General features: G+C 29.8%; 24 protein-coding genes and 1 riboswitch. Of the genes, 21 read left to right on the plus strand and 3 right to left on the minus strand.

What is annotated here, in order from left to right:
- Positions 1–112 precede the first annotated feature (112 nt).
- On the minus strand, positions 113–832 hold the full coding sequence (locus tag bsdE14_RS16245; RefSeq protein ID WP_264851051.1) for a MerR family transcriptional regulator: 720 nt from the start codon (positions 830–832) through the stop codon (positions 113–115).
- 254 nt (positions 833–1086) lie between these two features.
- Here bsdE14_RS16245 and bsdE14_RS16250 point away from each other — a divergent pair, with 254 nt between their 5' ends.
- From bsdE14_RS16250 to bsdE14_RS16315, 14 genes are all read left to right on the plus strand, one after another.
- Positions 1087–1569 carry a putative immunity protein gene (locus tag bsdE14_RS16250; protein ID WP_264851052.1) on the plus strand — a complete coding sequence of 161 codons (483 nt, stop codon included), beginning with the start codon at positions 1087–1089 and terminating at the stop codon, positions 1567–1569.
- 25 nt (positions 1570–1594) lie between these two features.
- Positions 1595–1960 carry a hypothetical protein gene (locus tag bsdE14_RS16255; protein WP_264851053.1) on the plus strand — a complete coding sequence of 122 codons (366 nt, stop codon included), beginning with the start codon at positions 1595–1597 and terminating at the stop codon, positions 1958–1960.
- A 198-nt stretch (positions 1961–2158) separates the two neighbouring features.
- A complete protein-coding gene (locus tag bsdE14_RS16260) occupies positions 2159–2593 on the plus strand; it encodes an NUDIX hydrolase (RefSeq protein ID WP_264851054.1) in 435 nt (144 codons plus the stop codon).
- 251 nt (positions 2594–2844) lie between these two features.
- Positions 2845–3072: a hypothetical protein gene (locus bsdE14_RS16265; RefSeq protein WP_264851055.1), complete on the plus strand. Its 228-nt coding sequence runs from the start codon at positions 2845–2847 to the stop codon at positions 3070–3072.
- Positions 3073–3157: 85 nt separating this feature from the next.
- Positions 3158–3538, plus strand: coding sequence for a hypothetical protein (locus bsdE14_RS16270; protein WP_264851056.1), 381 nt, complete (start codon positions 3158–3160; stop codon positions 3536–3538).
- 102 nt (positions 3539–3640) lie between these two features.
- Positions 3641–4249 carry an AAA family ATPase gene (locus bsdE14_RS16275; RefSeq protein WP_264851057.1) on the plus strand — a complete coding sequence of 203 codons (609 nt, stop codon included), beginning with the start codon at positions 3641–3643 and terminating at the stop codon, positions 4247–4249.
- Between the two features lie 111 nt (positions 4250–4360).
- The gene (locus bsdE14_RS16280; RefSeq protein WP_264851058.1) at positions 4361–4885 is read left to right on the plus strand and encodes a GNAT family N-acetyltransferase; all 525 of its coding nucleotides are present in this window, start codon (positions 4361–4363) and stop codon (positions 4883–4885) included.
- Between the two features lie 43 nt (positions 4886–4928).
- Entirely contained in the window at positions 4929–5099 is a 171-nt protein-coding gene (locus bsdE14_RS16285; protein WP_264851059.1) for a hypothetical protein, read from the plus strand.
- A 65-nt stretch (positions 5100–5164) separates the two neighbouring features.
- Positions 5165–6298, plus strand: a complete 1134-nt coding sequence (locus bsdE14_RS16290; RefSeq protein WP_264851060.1) for a GNAT family N-acetyltransferase — start codon at positions 5165–5167, stop codon at positions 6296–6298.
- Between the two features lie 189 nt (positions 6299–6487).
- The gene (locus bsdE14_RS16295) at positions 6488–6637 is read left to right on the plus strand and encodes a hypothetical protein (RefSeq protein WP_264851061.1); all 150 of its coding nucleotides are present in this window, start codon (positions 6488–6490) and stop codon (positions 6635–6637) included.
- A 98-nt stretch (positions 6638–6735) separates the two neighbouring features.
- A complete protein-coding gene (locus bsdE14_RS16300; RefSeq protein ID WP_264851062.1) occupies positions 6736–7008 on the plus strand; it encodes an NUDIX hydrolase in 273 nt (90 codons plus the stop codon).
- 25 nt (positions 7009–7033) lie between these two features.
- Positions 7034–7297 (plus strand): hypothetical protein, encoded by a 264-nt coding sequence (locus bsdE14_RS16305; RefSeq protein ID WP_264851063.1) that lies wholly within the window; start codon positions 7034–7036, stop codon positions 7295–7297.
- 97 nt (positions 7298–7394) lie between these two features.
- Positions 7395–7913, plus strand: coding sequence for a methyltransferase family protein (locus tag bsdE14_RS16310; RefSeq protein ID WP_264851064.1), 519 nt, complete (start codon positions 7395–7397; stop codon positions 7911–7913).
- A 298-nt stretch (positions 7914–8211) separates the two neighbouring features.
- Positions 8212–8469 (plus strand): hypothetical protein, encoded by a 258-nt coding sequence (locus tag bsdE14_RS16315; RefSeq protein ID WP_264851065.1) that lies wholly within the window; start codon positions 8212–8214, stop codon positions 8467–8469.
- A gap of 146 nt (positions 8470–8615) precedes the next feature.
- Here bsdE14_RS16315 and bsdE14_RS16320 read toward each other — a convergent pair whose 3' ends face one another.
- Complete coding sequence (locus bsdE14_RS16320) at positions 8616–9068, minus strand: GNAT family N-acetyltransferase (RefSeq protein WP_264851066.1); 453 nt, start codon at positions 9066–9068, stop codon at positions 8616–8618.
- A 439-nt stretch (positions 9069–9507) separates the two neighbouring features.
- Here bsdE14_RS16320 and bsdE14_RS16325 point away from each other — a divergent pair, with 439 nt between their 5' ends.
- Entirely contained in the window at positions 9508–10047 is a 540-nt protein-coding gene (locus tag bsdE14_RS16325) for a GNAT family N-acetyltransferase (protein WP_264851067.1), read from the plus strand.
- A gap of 69 nt (positions 10048–10116) precedes the next feature.
- On the opposite strand, the gene bsdE14_RS16330 is transcribed toward bsdE14_RS16325, so the two are convergent.
- Positions 10117–10581 carry an NUDIX hydrolase gene (locus tag bsdE14_RS16330; protein WP_264851068.1) on the minus strand — a complete coding sequence of 155 codons (465 nt, stop codon included), beginning with the start codon at positions 10579–10581 and terminating at the stop codon, positions 10117–10119.
- 356 nt (positions 10582–10937) lie between these two features.
- Between bsdE14_RS16330 and bsdE14_RS16335 the strand changes: the two genes are divergently transcribed.
- The 6 genes from bsdE14_RS16335 to bsdE14_RS16360 all read left to right on the plus strand — a co-directional run bounded on the left by bsdE14_RS16335 (position 10938) and on the right by bsdE14_RS16360 (position 14907).
- Complete coding sequence (locus bsdE14_RS16335) at positions 10938–11429, plus strand: GNAT family N-acetyltransferase (RefSeq protein WP_264851069.1); 492 nt, start codon at positions 10938–10940, stop codon at positions 11427–11429.
- A gap of 156 nt (positions 11430–11585) precedes the next feature.
- Complete coding sequence (locus tag bsdE14_RS16340) at positions 11586–12128, plus strand: GNAT family N-acetyltransferase (RefSeq protein WP_264851070.1); 543 nt, start codon at positions 11586–11588, stop codon at positions 12126–12128.
- Between the two features lie 155 nt (positions 12129–12283).
- Positions 12284–12754 carry a GNAT family N-acetyltransferase gene (locus bsdE14_RS16345; RefSeq protein WP_264851071.1) on the plus strand — a complete coding sequence of 157 codons (471 nt, stop codon included), beginning with the start codon at positions 12284–12286 and terminating at the stop codon, positions 12752–12754.
- Between the two features lie 126 nt (positions 12755–12880).
- Positions 12881–12983, plus strand: a riboswitch (guanidine-I (ykkC/yxkD leader).
- 85 nt (positions 12984–13068) lie between these two features.
- Positions 13069–13389: a quaternary ammonium compound efflux SMR transporter SugE gene (gene sugE / locus bsdE14_RS16350; protein ID WP_264851072.1), complete on the plus strand. Its 321-nt coding sequence runs from the start codon at positions 13069–13071 to the stop codon at positions 13387–13389.
- 60 nt (positions 13390–13449) lie between these two features.
- The gene (locus tag bsdE14_RS16355; protein ID WP_264851073.1) at positions 13450–14157 is read left to right on the plus strand and encodes a B3/B4 domain-containing protein; all 708 of its coding nucleotides are present in this window, start codon (positions 13450–13452) and stop codon (positions 14155–14157) included.
- 60 nt (positions 14158–14217) lie between these two features.
- Entirely contained in the window at positions 14218–14907 is a 690-nt protein-coding gene (locus bsdE14_RS16360) for a radical SAM protein (protein WP_264851074.1), read from the plus strand.
- Positions 14908–15025 lie beyond the last annotated feature (118 nt).

Below are 15025 nucleotides of genomic sequence, written 5' to 3' on the forward strand. Positions count from 1 at the left end.
ATATTTTATCCTTTATTGACGATTCACAACTTTCTTATATTACGTCATATAGGTAATATTTACAATTAGGGTTTAGTTTCATATGCATTTTATTTTTAATAGTAAATTATCGTTAACTATAGACTTTGCTTATTAGTTCATAAAATGCTGTAATTGCTTTTATCATCTCTAAATTAACCTTATCTAGATAAATATTTATATTTTCAATTAAGTCCCTTGTATTTGGTTCATTATATATAAACTCTTTAAGTTCTTTTTTTAACATTTCCATATTGTAATAATTATACTTCATTTTTAAAGAGTACTTTAGAGCATGTATAATTAGTATTACTTTAATTTGATCTTCATTAAATAATCTATAATTATTACCTTCTCCTCTAACTGATGAAATTAATCCAATAGTTTCCCAGTAGCGTATTGTTGTTGTACTTATATCTGTAATTTTGCTTATTTCCTTTATAGTCATTAAATTTTTTTTATCTTTTTTTATGTCACTACTTTTATAATTTAGATTTTTTATAAGATTTTGGCCGACTCTTTCCAATCGCATTTTTTCAGCATATAAATCAGCTTGAGATTTAGTAATCATCCATAATGCTTTATGGTCATTCCCCTTCATATGCTCTCTCAGTAAATCTCCAGTAAATTCTAGGCTATATCCTTTTACCATGTTTCTAATACAGATAAGATAATCAAGATGAATTTGTGTAAATATTCTATATCCAGAATCCGTTCTTTTAACAGGCGGGATAATTCCCATATCTTCATATATTCTAATAGTTGATGTACTAATATTTAATTTTCTAGCTATATCTATAGGTCTATATTCCATTTTTCCTCCTTTCAGTGGGGACACTGGGTAACTCAAGATGCTTACTACCGCTAACAAGTTACCCGTTAAAGTCCATTTAGGACTTTAACTTCCCTTACTAATAAAAAAGATTAATCAGTATTATAAGGTTCATAAATATAATTTCTTGTTTTAGCTGCACTTATTTAATAAAAGTTTCTAAGTGCATTAATGTTATATAATTAAATTGTAACATTTACTCTGTATAATTAAAACAAATTTATGGGAGGTTTATTATGGGAAAACATAAAGATGGACATAGCTATATGAATTGTGTGGGTATAATAAGAAAAATTGAAGATATTCCAGAATTAAAATTTAGATTAATAGATATAAGTGAGAGTAAATCGCATAAGCAAATGTCTAAGTATAGTTTACTATTAGCTGAACATATTTTAAAAGTTAGCAACATTGAGAAAAGCAGTGATATTGCTGAATGTTTTGAAATAAACCTAAAATGGCAAGATGGAAAAGTAAAATTCCAAGATGCAAGAAACGTTGCCTTTAAGATAAACAGACTTGCTAGTGAAGAAAAGGATCCTGTGAGGGTAAAGGTGTTACGAGCTATGGGCCAAGTTGCTGCTACACCTCATGTTAAGTGGCACGCCTTAATTGCTTCGGATTATGCAATCACTTTGATAAATTTACTGTATCCCAATGATTTAGATGAAGTTAGGAAAGAGAGAGAGATTCAAATTGGATTAATGAAAAGCGTCTAATTTAGAGTGATCAGGAGGAAATTCTATGGAAAAGTATACAAGAGAAGAATTGGAACAAGCACTACGAGTTATAGTATCAACTATTAGCAAGTGTGAAAAAATATGGCCCAAATTTGCAGAGGGTACCTCACAACACACGCTTCTTAAGAATAGGATAAAAGCGATGTACATTTCAAAATCCTTAATATCAGACGAAGAGATTATGGACACATATACAAAAGAAGAATTGATAGAAGCTCTACCCCCAGTATCTTCAATTATCAGCAAATGTGAAAAAGCACAGCTAAAATTTGAGGAGGGTACTGCTCATCACACTCGCCTTAAGAAGATAATAGATGCTATGTATATTTCAAAATCCTTAATAACAGATGAAATTAGTAAAAGAGATTAATTTTCAGTAATTATATACAAGAAAAAATATCCATTTTATAGTATAATTACCTTAATAAATATTAATGTGGATTTATGAAGTATCATGAACTATTGAAATTAGTATATAATCTCTAAAAAGTATGTGATACTTATACCGCAGCTTATAGGTGCGATATTGTTCACTAACTATAGATTAACATAGAGAGTAGGGATAAATATGAGAGCACCATATCAAGTTTTAGTGTTTCCTTATTATATAAGTGATAAAGGCATAGAATATGCTATATTCCGTACAAGTGATGTTGGCTGGTGGCAAGCTATTTCTGGTGGAGGAGAAGATGGGGAAACAATAATTGAATCAGCTAAAAGAGAAGCATGGGAAGAAGGAGGAATTTCTAAGGATTCATTGTACATAAAGTTAGATACAGTTAATTCAATTCCTGCTGAAGAATTTGAAGAAAGTATCCATTGGGATAAAAATATCTATGTTATACCTGAAAATTGTTATGGGGTTGAAATAATAGATAAACAATTAACACTTTCACATGAACATACTGAATATAAGTGGATGAGTTATGCTGATGCTATTTCATGTTTAAAATGGGATGGAAATAAAGTGGCGCTTTGGGAACTTAACAAAAGACTTAGTTAGAAATTTTAAATTTTATGCGGAATAAGTGAATGAGCTATTCGCGCTAAAGAAGGATCACACCCTACTATGTCTGGTGCTATATCATCTATTGCTTGGACGTATAGAGGTATATATGCGATGGCATTAATAATTGTCTTTTCATATGTGATGTATTCAAACTTAAATAAAAAAGTTAAAGCATCTATATTTATGTTAATGTTGATATTAAACCTGCCATTAATGTATTTTATGGAACTTAGGGGGATTTTATTATGAATGAGGATGAGAATAAAAATATTACTGATGGAAGTTCATTTTTTACTGAAAATAATGTGCTTAAGAGAAGAGAAATCATATATTTGATAAAGGTTTTTGGGTTATCAGTTCTTTTATTTTTTATAATAGGTGGAGGAAGTAATACAACAACATACTTTTTATCATTAATATCATCTGTGTTAATTATTAATGGGTATAGCAGGGTTAAGAAGGAAAACAGTTAGAATGTGTAGTTAAGTTTGATTGCAAAATTCTAATGCAAAGTCGCTTTGGTAAAGTATTGTACATTAATATTAGAAAGGAAAAAATATGTCAAATAGAAAAGTGAAGGTATTTATATTTGCTAGTATTGTGATTATAGCATTTGCTCTTATTACGATGAACTTTGACCTTAGGCTTGATAGATTTGGAACTTCAAAGATTACCTGGACAGATTGTATTCAAATAAATAACACAAAATATTATAGAGGTAACAAAAAAACTATAGTTGAACCATCTGAAATAGGAAATAAAATTGGAGAAGTTACTTATAATGTTGCTGGAAAGGTGGGTAATCCTAAATATCGTTTTAGAGATGGTGATGCAACATTGGTAAGTGTTGGAACAGAGATATACGACATAAACAAAATAGATAATGCAATAGCGGTAAAAATTGGAGAACAGTATTATTTATATAGCATTGAAAAATAAATACTTTGTTAATATAGTGGCTAAATATAATGGAAGTTGGTTATTGTGCAAGAAAAAAAGCAGAGATACTAATAAGCATAAGAGATTTAAGGGGATATATTTATGATTATATGGATAAATGGAGCTTTTGGTGCAGGTAAGACACAAACTGCTTTTGAGCTTCATAGAAGAATTGAGAACTCTTTTGTTTATGATCCTGAAAACTTGGGGTTTTTCATTTCAAAGAATATACCATCAAGCATCAAAAATAAAGAGGACTTTCAAGATTACGAAGTGTGGAGAGAGCTTAATTTTTCACTTATAAAGTATATAGAAGGGAAGTATGATGGTGTTTTAATTATTCCTATGACTGTAGTTAACCCAATATATTTTAATGAGATAGTTGGATCTTTGCGAAGTCATGGGATGATTGTAAAACACTATGCGTTAATGGCTTCAAAAGCAACCTTACTTAAAAGACTAAAAAGCAGAGGGGATGGAGCTAATTCTTGGGGTGCAAAACAGATAGATAGATGTTTGGAAGGCTTGTCAAATGAAGTTTTTCAGTCACATATAAATACAGAAAATATGTCAATTGATGATGTTGTAGAGAGGATTGCTTTAATGTCAGGAATCAAACTTAAGCCTGATGATATGGGCAAATTTGAGAAAAAAATCAATCGCATTAAAACGCAGCTTAAGCATATAAGGTTCTTTTCATGGAGGCTTTAGATGCTCACAAATTTATTATATATAAAAAGTGCTTTCTAATATGTATTAATAGATATTCCACATTTTAATGGGTAACTTTTACAGATAAAATTATAATGGAGGAATAATAGCATGATATATTATAGCGACGGTAAAATTGTTATTAGGACGATGAAGGAAGAGGATGCTGATATTATATTTTTAGAAGAAACAGCACAAGGATGGCATCCCAACATTGAATTATTTAAAAAATATTATAGAGAACAAGATAGTCATAATAGATATGTCTTTATTGGAGAGTATGAGGGTAATGTAGCAGGGTATACAACGCTAATCAAAAGTGCTGAGAATGGACCATTTATGAATCAGGGCATCCCAGAGGTGGTTGACTTTAATGTATTTATAAAATATCAGAAGAAAGGAATCGGCAATAAGATTTTGGATGTGGCTGAAAATGTGGCTGCCGGGTTAAATGATAAGATATGCCTAGGAGTAGGATTGCATTCAGGATATGGTTCAGCACAACGTATTTATGTAAAAAGAGGATATTTATTTGATGGCTCTGGTGTGTGGTATAAAGGAAAGCAATTAGAGCAGTATGCAGATTGCTGTAATGATGATGATTTGGTATTGTTTCTATCAAAGTCTTTACGGTAATTTGTGATGAGATTGATATTGTAAGATGGGGGGGAGTTTTGCAGTGGCTGTATGGTTTTATGGGTCTATAGTTGCTATAGCAATATTATATATCAATATTGAATCTACACTTAAAAAGATAAAGGATGATCAAGATACTCAAGTTAATACAGTGATAGGAGTCTGCTGTTCAATTTTTATTTTTATTTCCTTAGTATGTATCTTTGGAAATTAAATGACTAATGTAGCTTTAGAATTATAAGGTAATTGCTTTTTAGGGAAATTGAGGAGGAATTTTTAATGGATTACGAGATTATAAAGGGGAAGCCTGAGGATTATGAGGATATTATTGATTTTTGCAATTACGTTTTTAACGAAGAATTTCTTTTACTATTGCCAAAATTATATAAAGATCACAGAGAAACTTCTAAATATCACTATATTGTAAAAGAAGGGAAAAGAATAAAAGCCATAGTGGGAAGTTTTCCATTGGAATTAACAGTATGCGGAAATTACTTAAAAGGACGGGGAATTGGTAATGTATCTGTTCATAGGTATTCTAGGAACTCCGGATATATGAGGACTTTAATGGATAGAGCCGTCGAAGAAATCATAGCAGAGGATTGCGATTATGCCGTTCTTTGTGGACAAAGGCAGCGTTATGAATATTGGGGCTTTACGACCTGCGGAATGTCTTTAAATTTAAATTTTAATAGCTCTAATATTAGGCATTGCAATATAGACATAGAAGATGTTTATAAATTTATAGAATACGATAATGCTATTGCTAATGATTTAGAAAAGGCTGTTAGTCTACATGATTTACAGCCTGTGCATGTAGTAAGAGGAAAAGACAATTTTATTGAAATCTCAAAGACTTGGAACAGCCGTATTCTTTTTATATATAAAAATGATGAATTTGCAGGTTACCTATGCACATCAGATAATCGTGAAAGGATAAGTGAAATACTATTAACAAATCCTGAAGAAATAGATGAAGTAATAGTATCCTATATGAAGTACTTTAATTTAAAAAATATAAATGTAGTGCTGAATTTGAATAGACCTAATGAGTTCATGCAGTTAAGCAGGTTCTGTGAGAATTATTCATTAAACAGTTCTGCTAATATATATATTATTAATTATAAAAATGTTATAAAGGCATTTATGAATTTAAAAAACACTCTTTATCCGTTAGACGAAGGAACTCTTACTTTAAATATTGAGGAAAAGGGAAGATATAAAATTGAGGTGAAGGACGGAATTGTTAACGTGGAGGAAACGGATATTCCTTATGATATATCTTTATCACATATTGATGCTAGTGCACTGTTGTTTTCTCATTCAAGTTTTGTAAATTCAGAGTATAAAAACCATTTGGTGAAATCATGGTTTCCACTTCCATTGTTCTTTCCTGAACTTGATAACGTGTAAATTCTGAAGTTTTTTGTTTTGCTGTTGCTGTCAATAATATAGTAGCTACTATTTATAATATGGCATGATTATTTGCAAAGTAACTGTATATACTGCCATGCCTGAAAAATATCCAGCTCTAAATAAACTATATGAATCAGTGAAATTTAGAATTATAGGAAAACAATATATAAGTATAGGGGAAAATTGATGAATAGACTATTAGATAAGGTTATTTCAGGTGGAATTGAACAACGGATTCTAGTGAGAGGTATAAGCGAACAAAAACCTATTATTTTATTTTTGCATGGTGGTCCAGGACTGCCAATGATGCCTTTCCATCAGCATTGGACAAGTTAAGGTAATCATACTAGAAAACTCTGCTCATTATCCCTATATCGAAGAACCAAGTGCTTTTTCACAAGCTATAATAGATATTTTAGAGGTAGGACATAAGCATGGATAGACATTTTACAGTTTCAGTATATATTGTACATGAGGATAAAGTATTATTACATTTACATAATAGGGCGAAAAAAATACTTCCTATAGGTGGACATATAGACTTTGTTTATTATACAACTGCAAAATCTTTTGATACAAAACCAGAGGCTGGAGAATCTAGTTTGCTCAAGTGGTACAATAAAGAAGATTTGAAGAATGCATATGACATTCAGCAGAATGTTTTAACAATGGCTAATGAGGTATTGGAATTATTAGGAGAAGGATAACTTTGATACTTCTTTAGAAAATGTTTTGCAGGATATTGAGAAAAGAATAAGTAATCGTCAAATTTTATTAAATAGTGTAAATGTGTTATTGGAAGAGCCTACTGACTTTAAAGTATCCAATTTGTGTAAGACCATTATTTGTTTTTACAATAAAGATTATCAGAAAGCATTGACATATCTAAATGAATGTACTGAGAAGCAAAATAATGATGTATATGTACATGCTAATAATAATGGAAAAGCTGCTACCGAATATGCTTTTGAGTATTGTATGGAAAAATTGGTGTAGTTTTTTCAAAAATTTAATATTAATGCAACTTAGTAGAAAAATGCGAACTAACTAAAATAGAAATGTTATAGAGCAAAAAACTAAAAGGTGGGGTAAAATGAATGCATTTTTGACAGTAATACCACTAATACTTATTAGGTATGGGGTTTTAAGTATAATAGACAAAGAATCACTTAAACGTGCGGGTTTCTTTGCTCCATTAATCGGAAGAGAAAAAGTAGCATTCTGTGTTTATCAAATTACAACCGTCCTTATTTTACTATACCTATTATTACTCAAAATCAAAACTGACTCTGATTGGTTTTACATAGGTTTAGTAATATATAGTTTAGGAATTATTTTATATGCTGTATCTGTAGTAAATTATGCTAAGCCTAAAATGAATGGAATAAATTTAAACGGATTATACCGAGTATCCCGCAATCCTATGTACATTGCATATTTTATTTATTTTTTAGGGTGTGTATTGCTAACACATTCGTTGATATTACTTGCGTTATTAATCGGCTTTCAAGTATCCGCACACTGGATTATTCTTTCAGAAGAAAGATGGTGTATTAAGAAATTCGGAGAAGAATATATAAAATATATGAATAAAGTGAGACGTTATATTTAGACAGGTATGCTATAACTCTATTATTAAAGTTATGGTTTGTGTTCTTCTTATATTATTCACCAAGGAGAAGACTTGCAATGTCATAAATTTCTTATATTGTAACGTAACAACAATTATAACTTAAAAATATATGAACTATTTGTCAACTTCTCATTATTCATATAATTAAATGTTAAGTAGTCTGTATTCATAATGAGTACAGGCTTTTTTATTGATAATTAATTACCATAAGTTATATAATTAATTATTGAAGTAATACGAACTTGTGAGATGTTGTGAATCAAATGGAGGTTAAACAATGAATAATAATGAAGTGTATTATATAATACTGGAAGATTGTGTTCTATTAAGTAAGAAGAAATACAATGATTGGCATGAAATTCAAGATGAGTATTATGACAAATTCAAGACAAGTATAGGTCCTATGACATATGAAGATTTGATAACGTATTTTGAGGATGATTTTGGAGATGAAAACAAATGGCCATTAAGAAAAGAAAACATAATTGACTTTTTTGAAAGTACTGAAGAAATACTTTATTCGGATAGATTCTAATATTAGTTCGCATTTTTCTTAAAATGCGACGTAAAAACACCGCAAAATTCACATTTGAATAATGCGGTGTTCTAAATAATTATTAGTTTTTTATTGTTGTGACGCCAAATAAGAAATATGGGACTAAATAGAGCTACATATGATGATTACTTTTTAAATATATTTATACCCTCATATTTCATTAAATAATAAGGTTCATTTTCTGCAACTTCTTCCTCGATTGTCCACCCTTGAGATAAATAAAAATGCAAAGCATTTACATTTGCCTTTACACACTTCAATGTTAACGGTAATCCAACTGCTTTTGCAGACTGATTTATCAATGCTTTTCCTACTCCACACTTTTTAAAATTTGAGGAAACAAATAAATTGTGAATAAATTTATCTTCTTCCCAAATTGAAACAAACCCAACAATTTCATTGTCTATTTTTGCTGTTAATATTAATTCGCCTTCCGTGCTACTATCAAAATCTTCTAATTTTATACTATCATGTTTCTCCCAAGTAAAACTTTCCTGTCTTGTGTTAAAATAAATCTTGCGTAGTTCATCATAGTCTTTTTTTTGAGCTTTTTGTATAGAAATATTATTTTTATTCATTATATCTTCTCCTCTCATGCTGTAAGACAAGTCACTCTATTTTACTATTCTGTCTTAATTATTTCCAATTATATCATTTAGAGGTAGCTAACTCCATGAAATTTATAAATTACAGAGGATTATTATACTATTTTTCCACTGCATTATTTAATTTTCAAGGAGCATTATTCCTATTTGAAGAGATGAAATAACATTATTTTAACCTAAGTTATCCCATACTTTTTATTGCAATGTCACATTAGTAAGTTATTATGAATTGTATATAAGAGGAAATAAAAAAGTGTACACTCATGCACCAAAAGATTATAGCTGTCCATTTTGTTTAGTTGTTAATGGTGTTGAAAGCGAACATGTGTAAATTTTATTGTAATTAATAAGTCAAAGTGGTATCATTAGTCTCTATGATTCTATAAGCTCACTACTTAGGAGGACAAATAGCATGATTATTAGACAAATGAGAATTGAAGAGTTACCTATTATTGCAGAAATCTATAGAGACACTTTCAAAGCGACTCACCAAGGAATTGTAACAGATAGTTTTATCCAATCACTTACATATAAAAATGCCTTAGCAAGATTAGAAAGGATTTTTAATAATGCTGAAAATCAGCCATTTTGTTTTCTAGTTGAAATAGAAGATAAAATTATAGGATTTGCAGTAGGTTCATTTACAGTAAATTCAATTTATGGATATGAAGGTGAGCTAATAATGCTATATGTTTTGCCTTCTTTTCAGCGAATGAGCATTGGTAAATTATTAGTTCATGAGGTGGCTAAATATTTTGAAGCCAATGATGTCCAATCAATAGTTATAGGATCGTTTAAAAATAACACACTTGCCAGAAAGTTTTATGAATCTCTCGGGGCTGTGAAAATTGATGAATATATTGATGAAATCAACGGAGAGAACTTTCCTATAATAATTTATGGGGTGGCATCAGTTCACGAACTGATAAAAGTACTGAAACGCAATACTTAGTTAAGAAGTTATATAGTATTGTGTTTCAGTCACTTAAAAAGAAAAATCCTACATAAATTGTTTCTTAGATTACTTGAATACCCCAATTTTGTTTTCGAAAAAATCATTCAACATATCCGTATGCTGCTGGATAAATAATTTAGGAATATTATTTTTATCAAAAAACTTCAAATCAAAAGTTTCTTTGTTATCAACCAGTAACTCTCCATTGAGTATACTACACTTAAATAAATGACATATGGATTGTGACTGATCTCCATTTGAATAGGTATGAAAATATTTAGAATAGACTCCAATAAAATGATCCACTTCAACATTTAATCCAGTTTCTTCCTTTACCTCTCTGATCACAGCTTCCTCAATGGATTCGCCAATTTCAACTGCTCCTCCTGGAAGTCCCCAAATATCACCTTTATCACTTCTCTTTTGTAGTAATATTTCTCCATTTTCATTTATAATACATGCAACAGAGAAATTTAAAATTATAGGATCATGACCTACCCTGGCTCTTATCCACTTTATATAGTCTCTCAATTTTAGCCCCCCTTTTAATTCATCATATTTTAATATTCTGTGTTGAATATTTCTAATTATATCATTTAATGGTAGCCAACTCCAAATAGCTTATAAATTATAGAGGTTTTTCATACTATTTTTTCACCGTGTAACTTTTATTCAATAAAGAATTGTCCGATGCTTTGATCAAAAAAATAAGGAGTCTGGTACTTGTTATATTGAGGAAAATGAAAATAGGCTTGCTCAATGTGAGAAGTGTGATTATAATGCTAGTATATAATTCAATGTATATATAGATTAAGGGGTATTATTTATAAGATTTACTTAAAAGTATGAACTTTTTAATATTAATTTTATGGGTGAGGATGAGGTTTATGGAGAAAAGAATATATTTGGAGAAATTTACATCTATGGATTTTGATAATTATTATAAATTGGTTGGTAATGAAAAAGTAATGGCCATGATTACTGAAAGGGCCATTCCATTAGATGAAGCATTAGAAAACTATAATTTAATTTTGAATAACAGCAAATTACATAATTCCTTTGGCAATTTTAAAGTAATGGATATTTCAACTAACAAATTTATTGGCTCTGCTTTACTTAAAGTAAAAGAACCGAGTTCTACAGAAGCAGAACTTGGTTATATGTTATTGCCTGATTACTGGGGTAAGGGGATTGGTAATGAAGTTGCTAAATTGTTAATTGAGAAGGCAAGGGCAGAAAAGCAAATTAATAAAATTACTGCAATTATAGACCCTAATAATATTGCCTCAAGGAAAATATTAATTAATAGTGGATTTATTTCTGATATGGTATGTGAAATAGATGGATTGCCTGGAGAAATACTAAGTATGAAAATATAGATATTAATGTTTACGGCTAAGGAAATTGATGATATAAGCAAAAATATACTTTGATTTTATGATATCTTGAACAATATGCTTATAAAATGTCTCAGTTGTAACGTATTACATAAAAAAAAAATTATTTTGGATTTATGAATAGGAGGTAGAATTAATATGGGCCTTTCTGGTGATGAAATTTTTATTCGCTTTTTTGAAGATACAGATGCAGAAGCTTTACTCGATTTGCATTTAAGAAATGGTGAGTTTTTTCAGAAGTATTCGCCAACTTTTAGTGATGACTTTTATACACTTGATTCAAAATATAAGTATATTAGTAATTCTATAAAACAAAGAGAAGAAGATAAAGCCTATTCTTTTGGGATATATTTAAAAGATAACGGGAAATTGATTGGTGATATATCACTTTATCATATATCTCGAGGTTCACTTCAAAGATGTCTAATTGGTTATTCATTAGATAAACAATATAATGGTAGGGGATATACAACTGAAGCAGTCTATTTAGCAGTAGAATTTGCGTTTAATGAATTAAAACTACATCGTGTTGATGCAGGTGTAATGTTAAGCAATATAGGTTCAATGAAAGTGTTAGAAAAGGCAGGTTTTCACAAAGAAGGTATAGAACAAAAGGGTGTTAAGATTAATGGGAAGTGGGAAGATCATCAGATATTTGCTATAATATCAGATAATAACTAAACTTATTTAGTGAAATATGTTAAGATAAATGTCGTATTGGCAAACTATTATCTAGTAGTATTTCTTATATAAATAGAAATTTATTGAGTTAACCAACATAATTTGGATTAAGTTATATAGCAATTATCTTATAAGATTTTTAATGGGGTGATCAAATGCTTGAAACGGATAGATGTTTATTAAGATGTTTTGAAGAAAAAGATTTAGACTCATTTACGACTTATAGAAATAATAAAGAATGGATGAAGTATCAAAGCTTTAAGAATTTAACAAAAGATGAATATAGAAGAGCATTATTAGTTCCTTTAAATTTGGAAAAGGGTAATCAGCTTGCTATTGCTGATAAAATCACAGATGAGCTTTTAGGGGATATTTACATTGTTAAAAAAGATAAAACTATTACAATAGGATATACTATAAATCCACTTTATTCTCGTAAGGGATACATAAGTGAAGTTTTGAAAGCATTATTACAAAAGCTTAAAGCAGATTTTTCTGATTGTGAAATAGTAGCTATGACTGAAAAAGAAAACCTTCCTTCGAAAAATTTGCTGCTTAAACTTGGTTTTGTATATGATGAATGGATAGAAAAGTGGCAGTCAGAAGTTTATGTTTATTCAAAATAAGTTAATTATTAGGATTAAGGGGTTTCAAAAATCATTGATAAACTGCAAAAAGATTATTGATTTGAAGCTGTTCTTATGTTAAACTACATCTATAAGTTGCAACTTATAATTATAAAAAATTTATATAGTTTAGTTTTCTAGGGTTCCGCAGTTTATAACTTATAACTGGCTGGTCCGAGAGAAGACGCACAGGTGACTGTGTACACGGAAGGATAAAAGCCTGGGAGATATTTTTAAATATTTCCTTAGGCTTTTTTTATTTTCTTTTAATAGGCTAAGGAATATTACTAAACTATTTTAGGGAGGTAAAGTCTATGCAGTGGATTTATTTAATTATAGCTGGTTTATTTGAAGTAACCTGGGCAATAGGGCTGAAGTATTCAGAAGGATTTACAAAAATAGTACCTAGCATATTAACTGTTATAGGGATGATTGCAAGCTTTTATTTTCTATCCTTGTCTTTAAAAAGCTTGCCACTAGGTAATGCATATGCAATTTGGACAGGTATAGGGACTGTTGGTACTGTAGTCTTAGGTATTATTTTATTTAAGGAGCCAATTAATGTAATGCGCATGATTTGTATTGCATTTATAGTTATTGGAATCGTAGGCCTAAAAATAATACCAATAGACTAATAATCCTATATAGTTAAGAAATAATAAAAAACATATAATGTTGTCTAAGGAGGAATTTTAGTGAAAAAGTTTGTTATTGAAGATGATTTTTGGAGCCTATTTCCTAGTGCTAGGATAGGGGTTATTATTTGTAATGGTATAGATAATTCTATAAAGGATGAAGAAAAATATAAAGAAACTCTTTTAGAGGCAGAAAAGGAAGCCCTAAAGCATTTGCAGAATGAAGAATTCAGCAGCAACGGAGTAATAAAAGTATGGCGAGAGGCCTTTCAAAAGTTTAAAACAAAGAAAGGTGCAAGGGCATCTATTGAGGCATTATTAAAGAGAGTTAATAATGGAAATCATTTAGGGACTATTAATCCACTAGTTGATATTTACAATTCTATTTCATTAAGATATGCATTACCCTGTGGTGGTGAGGATATTGATAGATTTGCTGGTGATATAAGACTAACTAAGGCAGTTGGAAGTGAAAATTTTGTTACCTTAGGAACGGACAAAAGTGAACCACCCTATGAAGGTGAGATTATATATAAAGATGATGAGGGAGCTATTTGCAGGTGCTGGAATTGGCGTGAATCAGTAAGAACCATGCTCACTGAAAATACAAAAAATGCTTTTTTGTGCATTGAATTAGTTGATGAAAAAAGAGCAGATGAGTTTGAGAAGGCCTTAAAAGATTTAGCAAAACAAGTACAGGATGATTTAGGTGGAACATGTAAAATGTCAATCCTTGATATTAATAATAAGGAAGTATCAATAGGGTAACTTGCGGTGGGAACCGGTACGAATAAGATACCCAGTGTTTTGATTGAAAGGAGAAAGGTGATGAGTGGTTTTAGTTATAAAGATATTTATATTGAAGATGGAAAAAAGGTACTTGAAGTGAACATACTTCCTGAAAAGTATTGTAACTTTGACTGTATATTTTGCCCTATCGGAAGATCACAAAATAAGGTAGATACGCAAAAGTCATTTGATGAAATGGATAATCCATTAGAAGAATTAGAGGGCATGATTAAAAATACTAAAGCAGAAATAATCTTTATAAATTCAAAAGGAGAAGCCTTTGTAAATGATAAAATTGGCGATATTATTGATTTTATCAAAGCCAAAGGTTTACCTGTAAGACTGCTTTCTAATGGGTATTTACTAGGTAGAGATGAGAATATAAAGATTGCTAATAAATGTGACGAGGTAGTTGGAGAGATAAAAGCAATAACAGAAGAAGATTTTCAAAAAATCCAAAGGCCTATTGAAGGGTATACCTTAGCAGAATATATTTCAAACATGGTTTCTTTTAATAAACAATACAAAGGAAAGTTTATATTTGAAATCACTATAATTAAGGGCTATAACGATGATGAAGAATCGATTCAGAAGATAAAAAATTTTATTAAGGAAATATCTCCTGACAAGATAATTATTGAAAGAATGGAAGATGAAAGATTTATCAAAAAACTTGGTATAACTGATGAAAGATTTGAGGAAATTTCAAAGAAATTACTAAATATTTAAGATATACTAATAGCTAATTTTAAATAAGAAAGCATATGTAGAAAGTGGTAATCTGCATATGCTTTCTTTTCGATTTTTGAAAGCAGCAGTAACATGAGTATGTTAGATAAAGTGTATA

This window comes from Clostridium omnivorum, from assembly GCF_026012015.1.
In the GTDB taxonomy this organism is placed as follows: Bacteria; Bacillota; Clostridia; order Clostridiales; family Clostridiaceae; genus Clostridium_AX; species Clostridium_AX omnivorum.

Excerpts from the sequence above, each read along its gene's own strand:
- bsdE14_RS16345 (WP_264851071.1), top strand. The coding sequence starts at position 12,284 with ATGCTTGAAACGGATAGATGTTTATTAAGATGTTTTGAAGAAAAAGAT.
- sugE (WP_264851072.1), top strand. The coding sequence starts at position 13,069 with ATGCAGTGGATTTATTTAATTATAGCTGGTTTATTTGAAGTAACCTGG.
- bsdE14_RS16315 (WP_264851065.1), top strand. The coding sequence starts at position 8,212 with ATGAATAATAATGAAGTGTATTATATAATACTGGAAGATTGTGTTCTA.
- bsdE14_RS16320 (WP_264851066.1), bottom strand. The coding sequence starts at position 9,068 with ATGAATAAAAATAATATTTCTATACAAAAAGCTCAAAAAAAAGACTAT.
- bsdE14_RS16300 (WP_264851062.1), top strand. The coding sequence starts at position 6,736 with ATGGATAGACATTTTACAGTTTCAGTATATATTGTACATGAGGATAAA.
- bsdE14_RS16245 (WP_264851051.1), bottom strand. The coding sequence starts at position 832 with ATGGAATATAGACCTATAGATATAGCTAGAAAATTAAATATTAGTACA.
- bsdE14_RS16290 (WP_264851060.1), top strand. The coding sequence starts at position 5,165 with ATGGATTACGAGATTATAAAGGGGAAGCCTGAGGATTATGAGGATATT.
- bsdE14_RS16310 (WP_264851064.1), top strand. The coding sequence starts at position 7,395 with ATGAATGCATTTTTGACAGTAATACCACTAATACTTATTAGGTATGGG.
- bsdE14_RS16275 (WP_264851057.1), top strand. The coding sequence starts at position 3,641 with ATGATTATATGGATAAATGGAGCTTTTGGTGCAGGTAAGACACAAACT.
- bsdE14_RS16280 (WP_264851058.1), top strand. The coding sequence starts at position 4,361 with ATGATATATTATAGCGACGGTAAAATTGTTATTAGGACGATGAAGGAA.
- bsdE14_RS16335 (WP_264851069.1), top strand. The coding sequence starts at position 10,938 with ATGGAGAAAAGAATATATTTGGAGAAATTTACATCTATGGATTTTGAT.
- bsdE14_RS16250 (WP_264851052.1), top strand. The coding sequence starts at position 1,087 with ATGGGAAAACATAAAGATGGACATAGCTATATGAATTGTGTGGGTATA.
- bsdE14_RS16340 (WP_264851070.1), top strand. The coding sequence starts at position 11,586 with ATGGGCCTTTCTGGTGATGAAATTTTTATTCGCTTTTTTGAAGATACA.
- bsdE14_RS16255 (WP_264851053.1), top strand. The coding sequence starts at position 1,595 with ATGGAAAAGTATACAAGAGAAGAATTGGAACAAGCACTACGAGTTATA.
- bsdE14_RS16270 (WP_264851056.1), top strand. The coding sequence starts at position 3,158 with ATGTCAAATAGAAAAGTGAAGGTATTTATATTTGCTAGTATTGTGATT.
- bsdE14_RS16265 (WP_264851055.1), top strand. The coding sequence starts at position 2,845 with ATGAATGAGGATGAGAATAAAAATATTACTGATGGAAGTTCATTTTTT.
- bsdE14_RS16360 (WP_264851074.1), top strand. The coding sequence starts at position 14,218 with ATGAGTGGTTTTAGTTATAAAGATATTTATATTGAAGATGGAAAAAAG.
- bsdE14_RS16295 (WP_264851061.1), top strand. The coding sequence starts at position 6,488 with ATGAATAGACTATTAGATAAGGTTATTTCAGGTGGAATTGAACAACGG.
- bsdE14_RS16325 (WP_264851067.1), top strand. The coding sequence starts at position 9,508 with ATGATTATTAGACAAATGAGAATTGAAGAGTTACCTATTATTGCAGAA.
- bsdE14_RS16260 (WP_264851054.1), top strand. The coding sequence starts at position 2,159 with ATGAGAGCACCATATCAAGTTTTAGTGTTTCCTTATTATATAAGTGAT.